A 15,510-nucleotide genomic window follows, 5' to 3' on the forward strand; every position below is an offset into this window, starting at 1 on the left:
GACTTCGTGGGACTCCAGTCCAGAGCCCCTCCGGGCGAGAAGCCTCTGGTCAATGCAACTTGCCTGCACTGGCCAGAAACCTCTCCGCTTGCTTTTGGGTAGCGCTACTGCGCTATGGTTAAATGAGGTTTGCCACGGTTTTTAAATCCCGCCGGCACCGGTAAAAACCTCAGTACCGCAAACGGCAAAAAGGCCGGCGGACAAAAGTCCACCAGCCTTACCGCTACCCGCCGCTTTACGCGACAGCTAGCGGGAGACGCAAGAACCGAATTACTTCAGTTCTACAACTGCGCCAGCTTCTTCCAGCTCTTTCTTAGCTGCTTCAGCTTCGTCTTTGCTTACGCCTTCTTTCAGCGGGCTCGGAGCGCCGTCTACCAGACCTTTAGCTTCTTTCAAGCCCAGGCCAGTGATGCCGCGAACAACTTTGATCACGTTCACTTTCTTGTCACCTGGGGAGGTCAGGATTACGTCGAAAGAGTCTTTCTCTTCAGCGGCAGCTTCGCCACCAGCTGGGCCAGCTACAACTGCTGCAGCAGCAGTTACGCCGAATTTCTCTTCCATTGCTTCGATCAGCTCAACAACATCCTTAACGGACATTTCGGCAACAGCATTGATGATATCTTCTTTAGTCAGAGACATGATTCAGTACCTGAATTGGTTTGAGCAGTAGCTGCTCGTATTTCGTTTTGAAACTGCGATTCGCTCTAGCGAAAAAATTACGCAGCTTCCTGCTCTTTTTGGTCGCGAACGGCCGCAATAGTGCGAACCAGCTTGCCAGCAGATGCTTCTTTCAACACGCTCATCAGCTTGGCGATCGCCTCGTCGTAAGTCGGCAGGCTTGCCAACAATGCGACGTCGGTGATCGCGCCTTCGAAGGCAGCACCTTTCAGTTCCAGCTTGTCATTGCCTTTAGCGAACTGGCTCAGGATGCGCGCGCCGGCACCTGGGTGTTCGTTAGAGAATGCAATGATGCTAGGACCTACGAATTTGTCAGTCAGACATTCGTATTCGGTACCTGCCAGAGCGCGACGCGCCAGAGTATTGCGGACGACTTTCAACCAAACGCCGTTCTCGCGAGCCTCTTTGCGCAGAGTGGTCATGTCATTCACGGTTACGCCGCGGGAATCCGCAACAACCGCAGACAGAGCACTTTCAGCAGCTTGCTGGACATCTGCGACAATCGCTTTCTTGTCTTCGAGTCCAATAGCCATAGTGTCACTCCTGGATTTGAAAAAAACCGGACTTAAACGTCCGATCCGTTCCGGTGCATAAAGCTCAAATCCAGTAAAAATACTGGTTTGGGCGACACCGTCTGCGTAGGCTCGAACCTCGCAATGGCCAACCTGGCCGAAGTTCGGATTAAGCCAGGCACGTTAAACCTAAACGCACCTGACACCTACGGTCTTTGACGGCCCACCTTCTGCCGAAGCATTCAGGTGGACCCCAAAGTTCGATTTACTGAGAGGTGATCACACCCCGCAGTGATATTTAGATATTCAGGGAAGACTGATCGATAACCAGACCCGGGCCCATAGTGGTGCTCAGGGTGATTTTCTTCAGATATACACCTTTTGCAGAAGCCGGCTTGGCTTTCTTCAGGTCGGCAACCAGAGCTTCCAGGTTCTCTTTCAGAGAGTTCGCATCGAAAGCCACTTTACCGATACCACCGTGGATAATGCCGCCTTTGTCAGCGCGGAAACGCACCTGACCAGCTTTGGCATTTTTAACCGCAGTAGCAACGTCTGGAGTTACAGTGCCAGTCTTCGGGTTCGGCATCAGGCCGCGCGGGCCGAGGATTTGACCCAGTTGACCTACAACGCGCATCGCATCGGGGGAAGCGATTACTACGTCGAAGTCCATCTTGCCTGCTTTAACGTCGGCAGCCAGCTCGTCCATACCGATCAAGTCAGCGCCCGCTTCTTTAGCGGCGTCAGCGTTAGCACCCTGGGTGAAAACAGCTACGCGAACTTCTTTACCAGTACCGTGCGGCAGAGTAGTTGCACCGCGAACAGCCTGGTCGGATTTACGTGGGTCGATGCCCAGGTTTACAGAAGCGTCTACAGTTTCTGCAAACTTAACGTTGGACAGCTCTTTCAGCAGGGCTACGGCTTCTTCGATACCGTAAGCCTTACCAGCTTCAACCTTCTCAGCGATTACGCGCTGACGCTTGCTCAATTTAGCCACTTAGAGACCCTCCACTTCGATACCGGCGCTGCGAGCGGAACCGGCGATAGTGCGCACGGCCGCGTCCAAGTCGGATGCAGTCAGGTCTGCTTTCTTCATTTCTACGATCTCTTCCAGCTGAGCGCGGGTTACTTTACCCACTTTCTCAGTGTTCGGACGACCGGAACCGCTCTTGATCTTGGCAGCCTTGCGCAGCAGTACAGCGGCGGGCGGCGACTTCATGATGAAGGTGAAGGAGCGGTCGTTGTATACAGAGATTACAACTGGAACTGGCAGACCTGGCTCGAGGCTCTGGGTCTGGGCGTTGAACGCCTTACAGAATTCCATGATGTTCACACCGTGCTGACCCAGTGCGGGACCAACGGGCGGACTCGGGTTGGCCTGACCGGCCTTAACTTGCAGCTTGATATAAGCTTCTACTTTCTTAGCCATTACAGCTCTCCTCTAGTTGGGTATTAACGCCCGCCACTCAGCCATAAGGTTTAAGGGCAAGCTCCCCGAACCCCGAAATGAAAACTCATTTTTCGGGGACGCGAAAACCCCCTTCCACCTCGCGGCGAAAGGGGGCAAAAAATTTATACTGGAATCAGGTCTTCTCTACCTGACTGAACTCCAGTTCAACCGGGGTGGAACGTCCGAAGATCAACACAGCCACTCGCAAGCGACTCTTCTCGTAGTTAACCTCTTCAACCACACCGTTGAAATCATTAAACGGACCGTCGATAACTCGAACCATTTCACCGGGCTCAAACAGAGTCTTGGGCTTGGGCTTATCGGCGGAATCGTCGATGCGATTCAGGATAGCCTGCGCTTCGCGGTCAGTGATCGGGGCTGGCTTATCCGCCTTACCGCCGATAAAACCCAGTACTCGGGGAGTTTCTTTCACCAAGTGCCAGGTATCGTCATTCAATTCCATTTCTACCAGGACATAGCCCGGGAAAAACTTGCGCTCACTCTTACGCTTTTGCCCTGCGCGCATCTCAACCACTTCTTCCGTGGGAACCAGGACTTCACCAAACAGGTGGTCCATTTCGTTCAGCTCAATGCGCTCTTTCAGGGAGCTGGCGACACGCTTCTCATAGCCCGAGTAAGCCTGGACCACATACCAATTCTTTGACATGTATCAACCTTTAGCCGATAAATTTGGAAGCCGCCCAACCCAGAGCCGAATCAAGCGCCCACAAGATAAGCGCCATAATCAACACGAAAACAACCACAATCGCTGTGGTCTGGGTTGCTTCTTGGCGGGTCGGCCAAACCACACGCCTGACTTCAGTTTGCGCTTCGCGCAACAGTTGCCACAACGCATTGCCTTTGGCGGTATTTACAGCCACAACCAGAGCTACCAGACAGATGGCAGTTACTGCCAACACTCGGTAAAACAAAGGGAATTCGGCGTAATATGAATTGCCTGCAACAGCACCGCCCACCAGCAGCACTATTAACAACCACTTCAGACCGTCAAGACGAAAGGTTTTCGCTTCTGTTTTAGCATTCATATAAGAAGCCCTTAGCGCACTATAGATAATCTTTTAGCGCTCATAAACACAAAAGCCCCACTGACAAGTAGGGTTTTGCGACACCCCTAAGCTTATCTAAGCGGAGTGATTAAAAATGGCAGGCCAGGAGGGACTCGAACCCCCAACACCCGGTTTTGGAGACCGGTGCTCTACCAATTGAACTACTGGCCTGTACAGTGTGAGCACTTTCGCACTCAAAGATGAGAGAGCTACAGGAACTCTCCCACCTGGTGCACCACATAGAATATTGTGATGCAGAAATCAAAGATTACTCAATGATCTTAGCAACAACGCCCGCACCTACGGTACGACCACCTTCGCGGATAGCGAAGCGCAGACCGTCTTCCATGGCGATCGGAGCGATCAGGGTAACAACCATTTGAATGTTGTCGCCCGGCATTACCATTTCAGTACCTTCCGGCAGCTCTACCGCACCAGTTACGTCGGTAGTACGGAAGTAGAACTGAGGACGGTAGCCTTTGAAGAACGGGGTGTGACGACCACCTTCGTCCTTGGACAGTACATACACTTCCGCTTCGAACTTGGTGTGCGGAGTGATGGAGCCCGGCTTAGCCAGTACCTGACCACGCTCTACTTCGTCACGCTTGGTGCCGCGCAGCAGTGCGCCGATGTTCTCACCAGCACGACCTTCGTCAAGCAGCTTGCGGAACATTTCAACACCAGTACAGGTAGTAGTAGTGGTTTCTTTGATACCAACGATTTCGATCTCGTCGCCAGTGTTGATCACACCGCGCTCTACACGACCAGTTACAACAGTACCACGGCCAGAGATAGAGAATACGTCTTCGATCGGCATCAGGAACGGCTGATCTACAGCGCGCTCTGGCTCAGGGATGTACTCGTCCAGAGTCTCTACCAGCTTCTTAACAGCGGTAGTACCCATTTCGTTGTCGTCTTCGCCGTTCAGGGCCATCAGAGCGGAACCAACGATGATCGGAGTGTCGTCACCTGGGAACTCGTACTGATCCAGAAGTTCGCGAACTTCCATTTCTACCAGCTCGAGCAGCTCTTCGTCGTCTACCATGTCCGCTTTGTTCAGGAATACAACGATGTAAGGTACACCTACCTGACGGGAAAGCAGGATGTGCTCACGAGTCTGCGGCATGGGGCCGTCAGCTGCGGAACAAACCAGGATAGCGCCGTCCATCTGAGCAGCACCGGTGATCATGTTCTTAACGTAGTCGGCGTGTCCCGGGCAATCTACGTGAGCGTAGTGGCGAGTCGGGGACTCGTACTCAACGTGAGAAGTAGCGATGGTGATACCGCGCTCACGCTCTTCCGGTGCATTGTCGATACCGTCGAAAGCAACAGCGTCACCGCCCCAAACTTCCGCACATACGCGGGTCAGAGCAGCGGTCAGGGTGGTTTTACCGTGGTCAACGTGACCGATGGTGCCCACGTTCACGTGGGGCTTGGAACGTTCAAACTTTTCTTTTGCCATTGCAGCCTCCTATATATAGGCGAGCCGATAACGGCACCACCCACGTCCAGAACATGCACATCCGACCCGGAAAATCCGACCCCGGACACAAACAACCGCAAGAGCTTTCACTCTTGCGGTCATATAAAATGGAGCTCATGGGCGGATTTGAACCGCCGACCTCACCCTTACCAAGGGTGTGCTCTACCCCTGAGCTACATGAGCTAAAATCTTGCCGATAACGGCATCTTAAAGTGTTGCACCCTGGAGAGCTTCCAACCAACCCCAAAACTTGGAGCGGGCAGCGGGGATCGAACCCGCATCATCAGCTTGGAAGGCTGAGGTTCTACCATTGAACTATGCCCGCTTTCGGGACCTCCATGCGAAACCCTTCGATTTCGCGCAACACCCTAAGGTGTAATATGGTGCAGGGGGGTGGATTCGAACCACCGAAGCTTTCGCGTCAGATTTACAGTCTGATCCCTTTGGCCACTCGGGAACCCCTGCTCAAAGCGGTGTGCATTGTCTACACATCTCGCTGCGCTGTCAACAATTTTTCTTTAAATTTCACATACTTAGCAGCGAAACCTAATTTTGACAGCAACGGGATGAAAATGGAGCTGGCGAGAGGAGTCGAACCCCCGACCGGCTGATTACAAGTCAGCTGCTCTACCAACTGAGCTACGCCAGCCCTATCCCGTTCATTGCCGAAGTTGTTATGTCACCCTCGTCAATGGAGGCGGGATTCTATGGGAACTTATCTCGACACGCAACACCCTTTTTGCAGATAAATCATATTTTTTATGTCGCCTATTCCAACTTGTTGAAAAAAACAGCGATTCGAGACGCCACCTGATGATTTTCTGATAAATCTGCTTTTTTGTTAGCCAAGTACTTCAGAACAAAGATTTGGGCGCCGATCCAGATTCGGGTATTCACTTTGCAGTTGTCGCCAAAATTCTTCTGCAAGACTTTCTGTGCTGCCAGGGGGCATAACTATCCACCGCTCCATATAGGTTTGCGGCTCCTCCTTGAACTGCGCGGTAACCCCCCTCTCTTTCAAAACGGCGGTATGGGACTCAGCTCGGGCTCGCTCACTGAAAATCCCAAATGAAATGCCATTTTCCAATGCGCCTTTGGGAATGACATAGCTGTCGATCCCCTGAGACTGTAGTTCACGCAAGCGGTTGTAGGCCTCCCGCCTCGAACTCAGTGGCGGCAGATATACCCAGTAGCGCATCTGCCCCTGCATTTCTATATCACGCAGTTCGGCCTTAACCTGAAGGGACCGGATTCGCTGCAAGAGATTCTCGCCCTGGTACTCCTCCGCGAAAGGCCCCAACAGCGTACAAAGCTGCTCAACCTCAAAGGACTCCTTACTCAGTGCCCCAGCCTTCTCTGGAGCAGGCAGCTCTTCAGGGGATATTTCGCTAACGAGGGTAATTTTCTTTCCCTCCGACTCGTGAGGGATCGGGCTCTTGCCGCTACTTAACTGCGGAGACGGCGCCACCAACATATACCAGGCAAAAAGCACAGCGTTCAGGGCGACTAAAGAAAGGGCTATCCAGCGCATAACAGAGTAAATTTTTATGGATTACTAAGGGCCAACCCATCCATCACCAAATCAGGAACCAGGCGATGTTCGTGCTGGTAAACTGCGGAGAGCAACTGCGCATCCCCACCGGTTAACCACAATAAAGGGGGGGAACCGGAGTGGACCTGCAATTCTTCCATTGCTCGATCAACCGCACCCAACACCATCAGCAAGAGGCCACGGTTTATCGCCTCATTGGTATTACGTCCCGCGCCCAATGTTTTTGTCAGGGCCAGTGCCTCACGACTCTTTGCTGCATGGGTATCGACACTGAGAACGCGATTCATCAATCCGAAACCGGGAACGATATATCCCCCAATGTGGCGCCCGCTATTGTCCAGCAAATCTAAGGTGACCGCACTGCCGCAATCCACAATTAATGATGCTCGGGGAGATTGCTGGTAGGCCGCCAACATTGCCAGCCACCGATCCACCCCCAGGGCGGAGTGGTCTTCATACCCACAGATAACACCGGCACATTGGGGCGCTACTGCCGAGAATTCAGCCTCCAGTGTGAACAGGTCTCGGGCCACCTGACTCAAGAATTCAGCAACAACGGGACCGGCGACATTCACTACCCGAAAACGGTAGGGGGTTAACTCTGCCCAACCCTCAGGCAAAATCTGCTGGCGCAACTGCCCAGTTTCGATATCACCACGGGCAATTACCTCGCCTTCGACCAGGTAGCGCCACTTACCCCGTGTATTGCCGACATCCAGCTCTAGAATCACACCTGCCCCCGCAACGAGATTTCCCCCCCATGAAATGACTTTTGCCCTTTATCAGTGTCGAGTAACAAGGCTCCTTTTTCATCGACACCGGCCGCAACACCTTCCCAGCTCAAATTACCTGACCGCAACTGAACTGGCTGCCCGGCAAACTGGTCTAGGGTTGACCACGATTCCCGGTAAGCGGCGAAGCCCCCTTCCGGGTAAGTTTCCAGCATCGGTAACAGCTCGCTGAGTATCGCCGCAGTTAATTCACTGCGGCCAATACCAGGACGGACTTGCTGGAGATCTGCCCATGGTTGATCAATCTCCTCTGCTGTCTTTGCGTTGAGACCATTATTCAACCCAATGCCGATAACTACTGAACAGCGGTCGGTTAAATCCCCTTTTAGCTCAAGTAATACACCGGCCAATTTACGGCCCTGGCACCACACATCATTTGGCCACTTCAGGCGCACACCAGGTACAGAAAAACGCTCGAGCGCTTTTGCCACAGCAACACCGACGGCGAGACTCAACCCCTCCAGGCTTTGTACACCGCCATTAAACTCCCAGCCCACTGAGAGGCTGATACTTGTGGCATACGGGCTGACCCAATTGCGACCACGGCGACCCCGGCCGGCACTTTGCCGCTCGGCGAGAATCGCTACCGCGTGCCCCTTACCTTCTTCAAAACGCTCCAATAACAGCGAGTTCGTTGAACTCAACTCATCAAAAACCCGCAACTCGCGCAGTAGAGCTCGGGCTGAACCATCCAGCTGATTGGTAACAGTCTGCTCAGATAGCAAGTCGAGACCTCCCGGCAAGCGATAACCTCGCCCCTTAGCAGACTCAAGCGTCAGGCCGTAGCTCTCGAGCTTTTGTAGTTGTTTCCAAACAGCGGCTCGGCTGACACCAAGCGCATTCCCGAGGGATTCTCCCGAGTGTATTTCCCCATCCGCCAGCAGCTCCAGCACCGGGCGAAGCTGTTCTAATGGTGTTTTTGCGGCGACGTCCTGCAATTTGTTCAACCTTTTACATAATGGCGGCCATAGCGATGCCCGAGGCTCGTCAGGACTTCATAACCGATAGTCCCGGCATACCCAGCGACCTCATCCACCGTAAGCTGGTCATTGAGAATCTCGATCGACTGAAGGGAGTCCCGCTCCTCTTCGCTGAGACCCGAAATATCGAAAGTGGTAGAGTCCATTGATATACGCCCGACAATTGGTAGAGGGCGGCCTTGCCCCCATCCGCGCCCCCGCCCCCCTTGGGCTCGAATAATGCCATCGGCATACCCACCCCGAGCTACCGCAAGCCAACTATCTCCGGGAACTTCCTGGGTCGCACCATACCCCACAGACCGGGACTGACTGACATAGCGCTTTTGGACAATTGGCAAGCCCAAAGTCACCGTTGGACGCATCGGGTTTTCTGCCTCAGGGACAGGGTTAAGGCCGTACAGTGCGGAGCCCGGTCGGGCAATATCAAAGTGATAGTCCTCACCCAAAAAAATGCCGGATGAGTTCGCAAGACTGAGCTGAATATCCGGGCACAGTTCCCGCAAGCGATCGCCCGCGGTCTTAAACTCGTTCAACTGAAGCTTGTTATGCGGATGCTGGGGCTGGTCTGCACAGGCAAGATGACTGAAGAACATCCGAACATCGGCGGACTCCAAGAGAGGGCGGTCCTTGAGCAGCAATTCGAACTCATCTGGGGTCAATCCCAGCCGAGTCATGCCGGTATCAATTTTTACGGCGCAAGGGGCCTCCAACTGAGCTTTCTCGCAGATTTCAACCCAGCTCTTCAATTGATCCAGAGTAAACAATGTGGGGATCAAACCCGCGCGAGCGCACTCTAGTTCAGCACCAGGCCTGACACCGGTAAAAATGACTATATTCACATCGTTGCCGAGGTCACTGCGCAAGCGCTCCCCCTCGACTTGGGTGGCCACAAAGAAATCGCGGCATCCCTGAGCGTATAGCGCCGGTGCAACATGAGCCATTCCCAAGCCGTAAGCATCCGCTTTAACCACAGCACCGCACCGGGTGCCGGCTTTCAAGCGATTAGCCAGATCCTGATAGTTATCTGCTATAGACCTCAGGTTGATACTTAATAACCCTTCACGAAAGTCACTCATACCAGTACAACTCTCTAAATCAGTAAGCTAGGTAGCTCCGAGCAGACTCTCTCGCTGCAGCGCTCGGGCACCGCCTAATATACACCCAACAACCAATAAAAGGCTGACCAGTGAGCCAGCGATCATCAGTGATATGGAGACCGCATCCCCAACCAGTAGAGCCTTAAACCACTGCTGTTGTGCGACCAGCGGGACCAACTGCCAGGCAGGCCCCTCTAGCTCTATGGATGACATATCCAATATTAACAACATAGTGACAGGTAAAATCTGCAATATACTCAATTGAGTTTGGGCATCTTTAAATGACTGGGAACGCAACGCTAACAATATTTGCAGTACGGCAACCAATAGAGCCAGTGGGAGCAGGGCTAGCGCCATAGCAACCATGCCACTCAGCGTAGTTGCATGTTGTATCCCCATTTCAGCCAGGGGCAAAAATGGAAAAACAGCCATTAGCGAAACTAACGCAAGAATTGAAGATAACCAACTGATACTGGCTACAGCGAGCACCTTGGCCAGGACCACCTGCCAGGCGGCCAGAGGTTGTTGCAGTAATACCTCAAAACTCATTCTCTCCCGTTCACCGGCAGAGGCGTCAATGGACGAGGACAGGCAACCTATAAACAGCGTCATTATCAAGAGTGTCGGTATTGAACCAACAATCCAGGCACTGCGGGTAGACGGGGTACTGACATCCCTGACCTGGACTTGCCAGGGTGCCATTGTTTTGAGTGGGACCCCCCTAGCGACCATTCTTTGCTGAACAATGAGCTGTTGTAGCTCACCCAGCTTTTGTTGAACATGACTCGCGCCTTGCCCACTGAAACGATCGGAGCTATCAACATACAAATAAATCTTGGGGCTGCGGAAATTGCGATAATCGGTAGAAAAACCTTCGTCAATTTTCACAACTGCATCGTAACCTTCATCAAGTAAAGCTATCGGGTCCCCTTCTGACAGGCTATCCAGCTCCACACGCCCTTTACTCAGCTGCTGCTCCAATACTGGTAAATCCTGACCGCCTAACAACGCTAGCTGAAATGTCCTCTCCCCTTGGGACTTAAACATAAACAGAGTCATCGATGCGATCATTCCGGGAAATGAAATGGCAAACAGCAAAGATAAATACAGTGCTCGCCGGTCACGCCAAACCTCTAATAACTCCTTCTTCAGAAGAGCAGACATGGCGGGAGTAAATAATAGGTTTAAAAATTTCATGCCATCACCTCCCCTTTAACCCCGTAAGCCAGAGTGACGAAACTATCTTCCAGGTTTTTACAGCCTGTGCGTTCTACAAGCTCATCTGGGGTACCACTATCGACAATAGCACCGTTAGCCATCACCAATACTCTATCTGACAACTCAGTAACTTCAGCCATAATATGGCTGGAAAATAAAATGGCTACGCCCTCAGAGCGCAACCGCAGAAGTGTTTTCCGCAGCAGTCTCGCTGCAAGGACATCAAGCCCGCGAGTCGGTTCATCGAGTATCAAATGCGTAGGCCGGTGAACTAGTGCCCGCGCCAGCGACACTTTCATTCTCTCCCCCTGGGAAAAGCCTTTTGTCCGACGCTGCCACAAATTCTCTAATTCCAGCTCTTCTCGAACAGAATTCAACGCGTGCTTAAGCTCTGCGCCAAATAATCCTTGCGCACTGGCAAAAAATGATAAGTACTCCTCTACAGTAAGTCGTTCATACAAGCCTTCACGATCGCCGACAACGCCCAATTCCCGCCTTATCTCTAATGGCTTTTCGGCTACATTAAGCCCACCAACAAATACAGTACCTACATCCGGTTTTACCAACCCCGTTATAATTCTCAGGCATGTAGTTTTACCGGCTCCATTGGCCCCCAGCAAAGCGGTTATTTGGCCATCAGGTATATTGAAGTTCAGATCCTTGAGTACTTTCTTTCCAGAGAATTGCTTGTGAATAGATTTAACAGCAATCATTTGTTATCCCCTTGGCTCGATAGCAATTCACTGGATACCGCTTTATCAATTTCAGGTCCAAAAGCACCCGCCATAAAAGGTGGTCTTTGAATATCCGCAATACAATCACTATCTAAAGAAGCAAGTGGAGATTTTAGAAAATCATCTATTAGCTTTGGTATACAACCGCGCATACTATTGATATGTCCACCACCTGGAACCACTACCTGTTTTAATTCTGAAAGATACCCCAAGCTTTGTTCCGCATAATAATGTGGGGTAATAGGGTCAGCCTCCCCGGAAATAATTAACACAGGATGATTTCTTTCTTCCGGGACTTCGTAAGTGATAGGAGATACGGGCCACACCTTGCAACCCTCAGCAAAAATCTCAAAAAAAGCATCACCTAAAAAGCTATCGCGAATATCTGCAGCCAGCTCTTCCTCTGTAGTGCGATTTAATTCTTCAGCGCAAGCAACCGATAAGGTGAGCCCCATAGACATACTTCCATCATCAGATAAAAGTCCAACCAACCCCGATAGCGGCAAATAATTACCCTCCTCAGCCTGGCTAATAGCGTATGGTAACTGCGCTGCCGTTTCAGGTGCGTAGAGCGCGGTCCTTATCAGGTTTTGTATGAAGCTACGGGGAACACTTGTTTCCATTGTGCGACCAGAGTGGGGGTCCGGGAAGTTCGATGCTCTTCCATCCCAGTCCCTAATCAAGCTATCCAGGTCAGATCTCCAATCGCCAAATTCGGAGCACACCGGATCCTGACTGCAGTCTTTCTCCAATTTTAGCAGCGCCTTTTCAGCAGCTTGCGCAGTAAGAAAAACTTTTGAATCAATCGGGGCTACGGCATCCAGGATCAGGACACTTAAACTTTCGGGATACCATTGCTGGTAAAGAAGCGCGGTACGAGTTCCCCAAGAACCTCCCCACAAAGCAATTTTTTTATGTCTCAACTGGAGGCGCACTTCCTCCAGATCATCAACCGCTTGACGGCTATGCAGCGCTTTCGCAAAGGAGGAGTTTTCAAGGTAGCAAGTTGAGAATTGATCGGTGACCGCCTCCAGATCCATATGGACTTCTCCGTCGATCCCACAGTCAAATGCAGCCGAGTAACCCGAGCCGCGCCTATCGACAAGAACGATCGCCCTACTCTGATTGACTTTATATAAGGCATTTAGAATCGGGGTCAGATAACTGGCTGCCTGACCGGGGCCACCGGCCAGTAAATAAAGTGGCTCCAGTCCAATTTCATTAACTGCTGGGGCTATCATTACCGCTAGATCTACTGCAGCTTCTCCTCCACCAACCGGTATCGTTGTACAGTGCAGAGCATGGCTCCAGCCGTCCAGGTAGCAGGACTCGAAGTTATTCTCTTCTCTCTCTTCTGCAACTGCTGGAGATAGCCCTATAAACAAGCTGGTCGCGAAGATCGCAAACCTCTGTATCCAAACCACTGCCAACCCCCTATCCAACGAATTTATCCCAACCAGTGTATCGAACTGCTCCTAAGGTGTCGTCATCCAACAAAAGGCAGATAATTGCATTTGCATTAGCGCCCACCCCTGCACAGTGGTATGGTTTCTTATTTACTTGCCCATGATTGCACCCATGAGCTTTTCAGACCGAGAAAAACACCTAATCCGAGCCGCCTTTGCCTGGGGCCAAATCACACAACAGGAAGGCTATACACTTTCTGATCTTGAAATTGAAAAATCGGTTCTCTTCCGACGATTACTTGGCGGCCGGCCGCCATTGGCATTCCCGCCACCATTGCGTCACGGATTTCCCTGGTATGACGTTATTGAAGGGCGTAGCGAACACTTAGTAAGTGCATCCGAAGCCTCACCTGAATGCAGCATCATTGCACCGGGCTGTAAGCTCGGGGATACCTGCATTCTTATTGACGGCGCCTTTTGGCGCGTAGTCGAAACTGTTCGCGAGCACGAAGAATATATCGTTGAGTGGGGCCAATACCCAATGCAGTGGCGCTTGAAAAAGCATTGGGAAGTAAACTATGAAATGACACAACAGCTTCATAGTTTTCGTAAAGATAACCCCAATGCCGAAGTGAGCTTTGACAACTATTTAAGCCAAAGGGAGTACCGGGAATTTCGCATAGAGGATGATCAGACGGTATGGCTATGTGAATGGCAATTAAGCCGCACCAGCCTCTCTGGTTGGGTATGGGTGGGGACAATACTACCTGTTCCCGATTATCAGCTCATTCCAGTATTCGACGATGATCAAGGCCCGGTTATTCTCGGCGAGGATGGCAATTCCAATGGGCAGGCCTGGCTGCGCATTGAAGATGCCACGGATGAATACCGCTTCGTTAAACTACTGGGAACCTACGACTACCAGTCGCTAATTACTGCGAGCACCACTGAGCTGAAGACCTTTTTACAAGATCTACAGCAAGAAGAGTCAGCAGACATTGAAGTATTGGATTGGCACCAGAGCAATGCCACACGACGCTTTGCTCTCCCTGCCGAGCTGGTTCCACTGGAAGACCTCAGTTTGAATGATATGAACTTTGATCTCGTTCCAGATAACGCCTTTGCCTACTAGCTCGCCCAAGCCCCACCTAGTGGGGCTTTTTTTATCCCCAAATTTTTCTTCTCTCGCATACTGGCGTACCAATCAGCCGCAATAATCCACAGATTTATCGCTCATAACACTGTTAATAACTGATGTCCGTTTTATGGCGTCTTTGTTACCAACAGAAACCATGGATAGAGCTGTGTATAACTCCGGGATATCCCCTGCCAGCCCCGTGGTTGCTTGGCTCTATTGAAGGCGGGTAAAAAATCAGCACTTTTTGCGCGGATTTCCACAGCCAGCTCTTACTAACAGAAAGTCTGGATAGAGTTGTGTATAACTTTAATAAACGGGCTACAGGCCCCGTGGTTACAGGGGATTACTGCAGAGACTAAAAAATCACCGATATTTTTACCGGCTAAATTTAATTTTTGGCGGAAGTGGTATGGGTACTTTTCTGGTTTTTACGAGGGTTATTTTTGTTGGATGACTTTTTGTGTGAGTGCAAAGGCGTTTGCTACGGAGGTAGGTAAAGGCCTATTTTTATAGGCTTTTTAAGGTGCTCAGGTAATTTTAGCTTTTTCTTTTTTATTTACTGACTGACTTTTAAATAGAAAGTTAGGCATTAAAGTTTTTCAGAATTACTTTTATTTTTTCTATTTAATTTTTACTAAGTATTTTCTGCTTTCTCTCTCTTATTTTTTTAGCTTTTGTTTTTTGCTTCTTTAAAATATTTTCAGCCATAAAAAAAAGGGCCACCCTATTGGGTGGCCCTTTTCGGATTAGAAGCCTGACGATGACCTACTCTCACATGGGGAAGCCCCACACTACCATCGGCGATGTTGCGTTTCACTTCTGAGTTCGGCAAGGGATCAGGTGGTTCCACAACTCAATTGTCGTCAGGCAAACTGGCTTGGGTTGGCATTGGTCTTATAAGCAATCTGCTTGGCCTGCCGCGTTATCGCTGTTTGCCTCGGTCATGTTGGTGACCGGCGATAACCCCAAATAAGTCGGTAAAACAATCTGTAGTAATACACCGCAAGCGATCGTATGTCTCTAACTCACAATCCGCTAGCTTAGCTAGTCGTTAGTAACCATCTCTGTTGTATGGTCAAGCCGCACGGGCAATTAGTACTGGTTAGCTCAACGCCTCACAACGCTTCCACACCCAGCCTATCAACGTGGTAGTCTTCCACGGCCCTTCAGGAGGCTCAAGGCCTCAGGGAGATCTTATCTTGAAGGAGGCTTCCCGCTTAGATGCTTTCAGCGGTTATCCCGTCCGAACATAGCTACCCGGCAATGCCACTGGCGTGACAACCGGAACACCAGAGGTTCGTTCACTCCGGTCCTCTCGTACTAGGAGCAACTCTTCTCAAATCTCCAACGCCCACGGCAGATAGGGACCGAACTGTCTCACGACGTTCTAAACCCAGCTCGCGTACC

Annotated in this window: 15 protein-coding genes, 5 tRNA genes and 2 rRNA genes (1 of these 22 cut by a window edge); 1 reads left to right on the plus strand and 21 read right to left on the minus strand. The window is 51.1% G+C overall.

Features of this window, described 5'->3' with window-relative positions:
- Positions 1–270 precede the first annotated feature (270 nt).
- The 19 genes from rplL to ACJJI6_RS14350 all read right to left on the minus strand — a co-directional run bounded on the left by rplL (position 271) and on the right by ACJJI6_RS14350 (position 12,983).
- A complete protein-coding gene (rplL, locus tag ACJJI6_RS14260; RefSeq protein WP_282934403.1) occupies positions 271–639 on the minus strand; it encodes a 50S ribosomal protein L7/L12 in 369 nt (122 codons plus the stop codon).
- 77 nt (positions 640–716) lie between these two features.
- Entirely contained in the window at positions 717–1,211 is a 495-nt protein-coding gene (rplJ, locus tag ACJJI6_RS14265; protein ID WP_108731647.1) for a 50S ribosomal protein L10, read from the minus strand.
- A gap of 277 nt (positions 1,212–1,488) precedes the next feature.
- A complete protein-coding gene (gene rplA, locus ACJJI6_RS14270) occupies positions 1,489–2,184 on the minus strand; it encodes a 50S ribosomal protein L1 (RefSeq protein WP_108731646.1) in 696 nt (231 codons plus the stop codon).
- Positions 2,185–2,616 (minus strand): 50S ribosomal protein L11, encoded by a 432-nt coding sequence (gene rplK, locus ACJJI6_RS14275; protein WP_108731645.1) that lies wholly within the window; start codon positions 2,614–2,616, stop codon positions 2,185–2,187.
- A gap of 154 nt (positions 2,617–2,770) precedes the next feature.
- Positions 2,771–3,304 (minus strand): transcription termination/antitermination protein NusG, encoded by a 534-nt coding sequence (nusG, locus tag ACJJI6_RS14280; RefSeq protein WP_108731644.1) that lies wholly within the window; start codon positions 3,302–3,304, stop codon positions 2,771–2,773.
- Between the two features lie 10 nt (positions 3,305–3,314).
- Positions 3,315–3,683 (minus strand): preprotein translocase subunit SecE, encoded by a 369-nt coding sequence (gene secE, locus ACJJI6_RS14285; RefSeq protein WP_108731643.1) that lies wholly within the window; start codon positions 3,681–3,683, stop codon positions 3,315–3,317.
- 116 nt (positions 3,684–3,799) lie between these two features.
- Positions 3,800–3,875, minus strand: a tRNA-Trp gene (locus ACJJI6_RS14290).
- Positions 3,876–3,972: 97 nt separating this feature from the next.
- A complete protein-coding gene (gene tuf, locus ACJJI6_RS14295) occupies positions 3,973–5,166 on the minus strand; it encodes an elongation factor Tu (protein WP_108731642.1) in 1,194 nt (397 codons plus the stop codon).
- A gap of 129 nt (positions 5,167–5,295) precedes the next feature.
- Positions 5,296–5,370 (minus strand) — tRNA-Thr (locus ACJJI6_RS14300).
- Between the two features lie 68 nt (positions 5,371–5,438).
- Positions 5,439–5,512 (minus strand) — tRNA-Gly (locus ACJJI6_RS14305).
- Between the two features lie 56 nt (positions 5,513–5,568).
- Positions 5,569–5,652 (minus strand) — tRNA-Tyr (locus ACJJI6_RS14310).
- Between the two features lie 108 nt (positions 5,653–5,760).
- Positions 5,761–5,836 (minus strand) — tRNA-Thr (locus ACJJI6_RS14315).
- 192 nt (positions 5,837–6,028) lie between these two features.
- Positions 6,029–6,718 (minus strand): SPOR domain-containing protein, encoded by a 690-nt coding sequence (locus ACJJI6_RS14320; protein ID WP_475710942.1) that lies wholly within the window; start codon positions 6,716–6,718, stop codon positions 6,029–6,031.
- 14 nt (positions 6,719–6,732) lie between these two features.
- Complete coding sequence (locus tag ACJJI6_RS14325; RefSeq protein ID WP_445363120.1) at positions 6,733–7,470, minus strand: type III pantothenate kinase; 738 nt, start codon at positions 7,468–7,470, stop codon at positions 6,733–6,735.
- Positions 7,467–8,468: a bifunctional biotin--[acetyl-CoA-carboxylase] ligase/biotin operon repressor BirA gene (gene birA / locus ACJJI6_RS14330; protein WP_475710944.1), complete on the minus strand. Its 1,002-nt coding sequence runs from the start codon at positions 8,466–8,468 to the stop codon at positions 7,467–7,469. Before birA ends, ACJJI6_RS14325 begins: the two co-directional genes overlap by 4 nt.
- A 5-nt stretch (positions 8,469–8,473) precedes the next feature.
- On the minus strand, positions 8,474–9,586 hold the full coding sequence (gene alr, locus ACJJI6_RS14335) for an alanine racemase (RefSeq protein WP_475710946.1): 1,113 nt from the start codon (positions 9,584–9,586) through the stop codon (positions 8,474–8,476).
- 27 nt (positions 9,587–9,613) lie between these two features.
- A complete protein-coding gene (locus ACJJI6_RS14340) occupies positions 9,614–10,804 on the minus strand; it encodes an ABC transporter permease (protein ID WP_475710948.1) in 1,191 nt (396 codons plus the stop codon).
- Entirely contained in the window at positions 10,801–11,538 is a 738-nt protein-coding gene (locus ACJJI6_RS14345) for an ABC transporter ATP-binding protein (RefSeq protein ID WP_475710949.1), read from the minus strand. Before ACJJI6_RS14345 ends, ACJJI6_RS14340 begins: the two co-directional genes overlap by 4 nt.
- Positions 11,535–12,983, minus strand: coding sequence for an alpha/beta fold hydrolase (locus ACJJI6_RS14350; protein ID WP_475710951.1), 1,449 nt, complete (start codon positions 12,981–12,983; stop codon positions 11,535–11,537). Before ACJJI6_RS14350 ends, ACJJI6_RS14345 begins: the two co-directional genes overlap by 4 nt.
- A gap of 154 nt (positions 12,984–13,137) precedes the next feature.
- On the opposite strand from ACJJI6_RS14350, the gene ACJJI6_RS14355 reads away from it, so the two are divergent.
- A complete protein-coding gene (locus tag ACJJI6_RS14355; protein ID WP_475710953.1) occupies positions 13,138–14,097 on the plus strand; it encodes a hypothetical protein in 960 nt (319 codons plus the stop codon).
- 758 nt (positions 14,098–14,855) lie between these two features.
- Here ACJJI6_RS14355 and rrf read toward each other — a convergent pair.
- Positions 14,856–14,971, minus strand: a 5S ribosomal RNA gene (rrf, locus tag ACJJI6_RS14360).
- A 203-nt stretch (positions 14,972–15,174) separates the two neighbouring features.
- Positions 15,175–15,510: ribosomal RNA gene (locus tag ACJJI6_RS14365) — 23S ribosomal RNA — on the minus strand (it continues 2,546 nt past the right edge of the window).

The organism is Microbulbifer maximicatervae (SeqCode) (assembly GCF_056232625.1).

What these genes read in the sequence shown, in the direction of transcription:
- rplL (WP_282934403.1), bottom strand. Translation starts at nt 639, where the DNA reads ATGTCTCTGACTAAAGAAGATATCATCAATGCTGTTGCCGAAATGTCC.
- rplJ (WP_108731647.1), bottom strand. Translation starts at nt 1,211, where the DNA reads ATGGCTATTGGACTCGAAGACAAGAAAGCGATTGTCGCAGATGTCCAG.
- rplK (WP_108731645.1), bottom strand. Translation starts at nt 2,616, where the DNA reads ATGGCTAAGAAAGTAGAAGCTTATATCAAGCTGCAAGTTAAGGCCGGT.
- nusG (WP_108731644.1), bottom strand. Translation starts at nt 3,304, where the DNA reads ATGTCAAAGAATTGGTATGTGGTCCAGGCTTACTCGGGCTATGAGAAG.
- secE (WP_108731643.1), bottom strand. Translation starts at nt 3,683, where the DNA reads ATGAATGCTAAAACAGAAGCGAAAACCTTTCGTCTTGACGGTCTGAAG.
- tuf (WP_108731642.1), bottom strand. Translation starts at nt 5,166, where the DNA reads ATGGCAAAAGAAAAGTTTGAACGTTCCAAGCCCCACGTGAACGTGGGC.
- ACJJI6_RS14320 (WP_475710942.1), bottom strand. Translation starts at nt 6,718, where the DNA reads ATGCGCTGGATAGCCCTTTCTTTAGTCGCCCTGAACGCTGTGCTTTTT.
- alr (WP_475710946.1), bottom strand. Translation starts at nt 9,586, where the DNA reads ATGAGTGACTTTCGTGAAGGGTTATTAAGTATCAACCTGAGGTCTATA.
- ACJJI6_RS14340 (WP_475710948.1), bottom strand. Translation starts at nt 10,804, where the DNA reads ATGAAATTTTTAAACCTATTATTTACTCCCGCCATGTCTGCTCTTCTG.
- ACJJI6_RS14345 (WP_475710949.1), bottom strand. Translation starts at nt 11,538, where the DNA reads ATGATTGCTGTTAAATCTATTCACAAGCAATTCTCTGGAAAGAAAGTA.
- ACJJI6_RS14355 (WP_475710953.1), top strand. Translation starts at nt 13,138, where the DNA reads ATGAGCTTTTCAGACCGAGAAAAACACCTAATCCGAGCCGCCTTTGCC.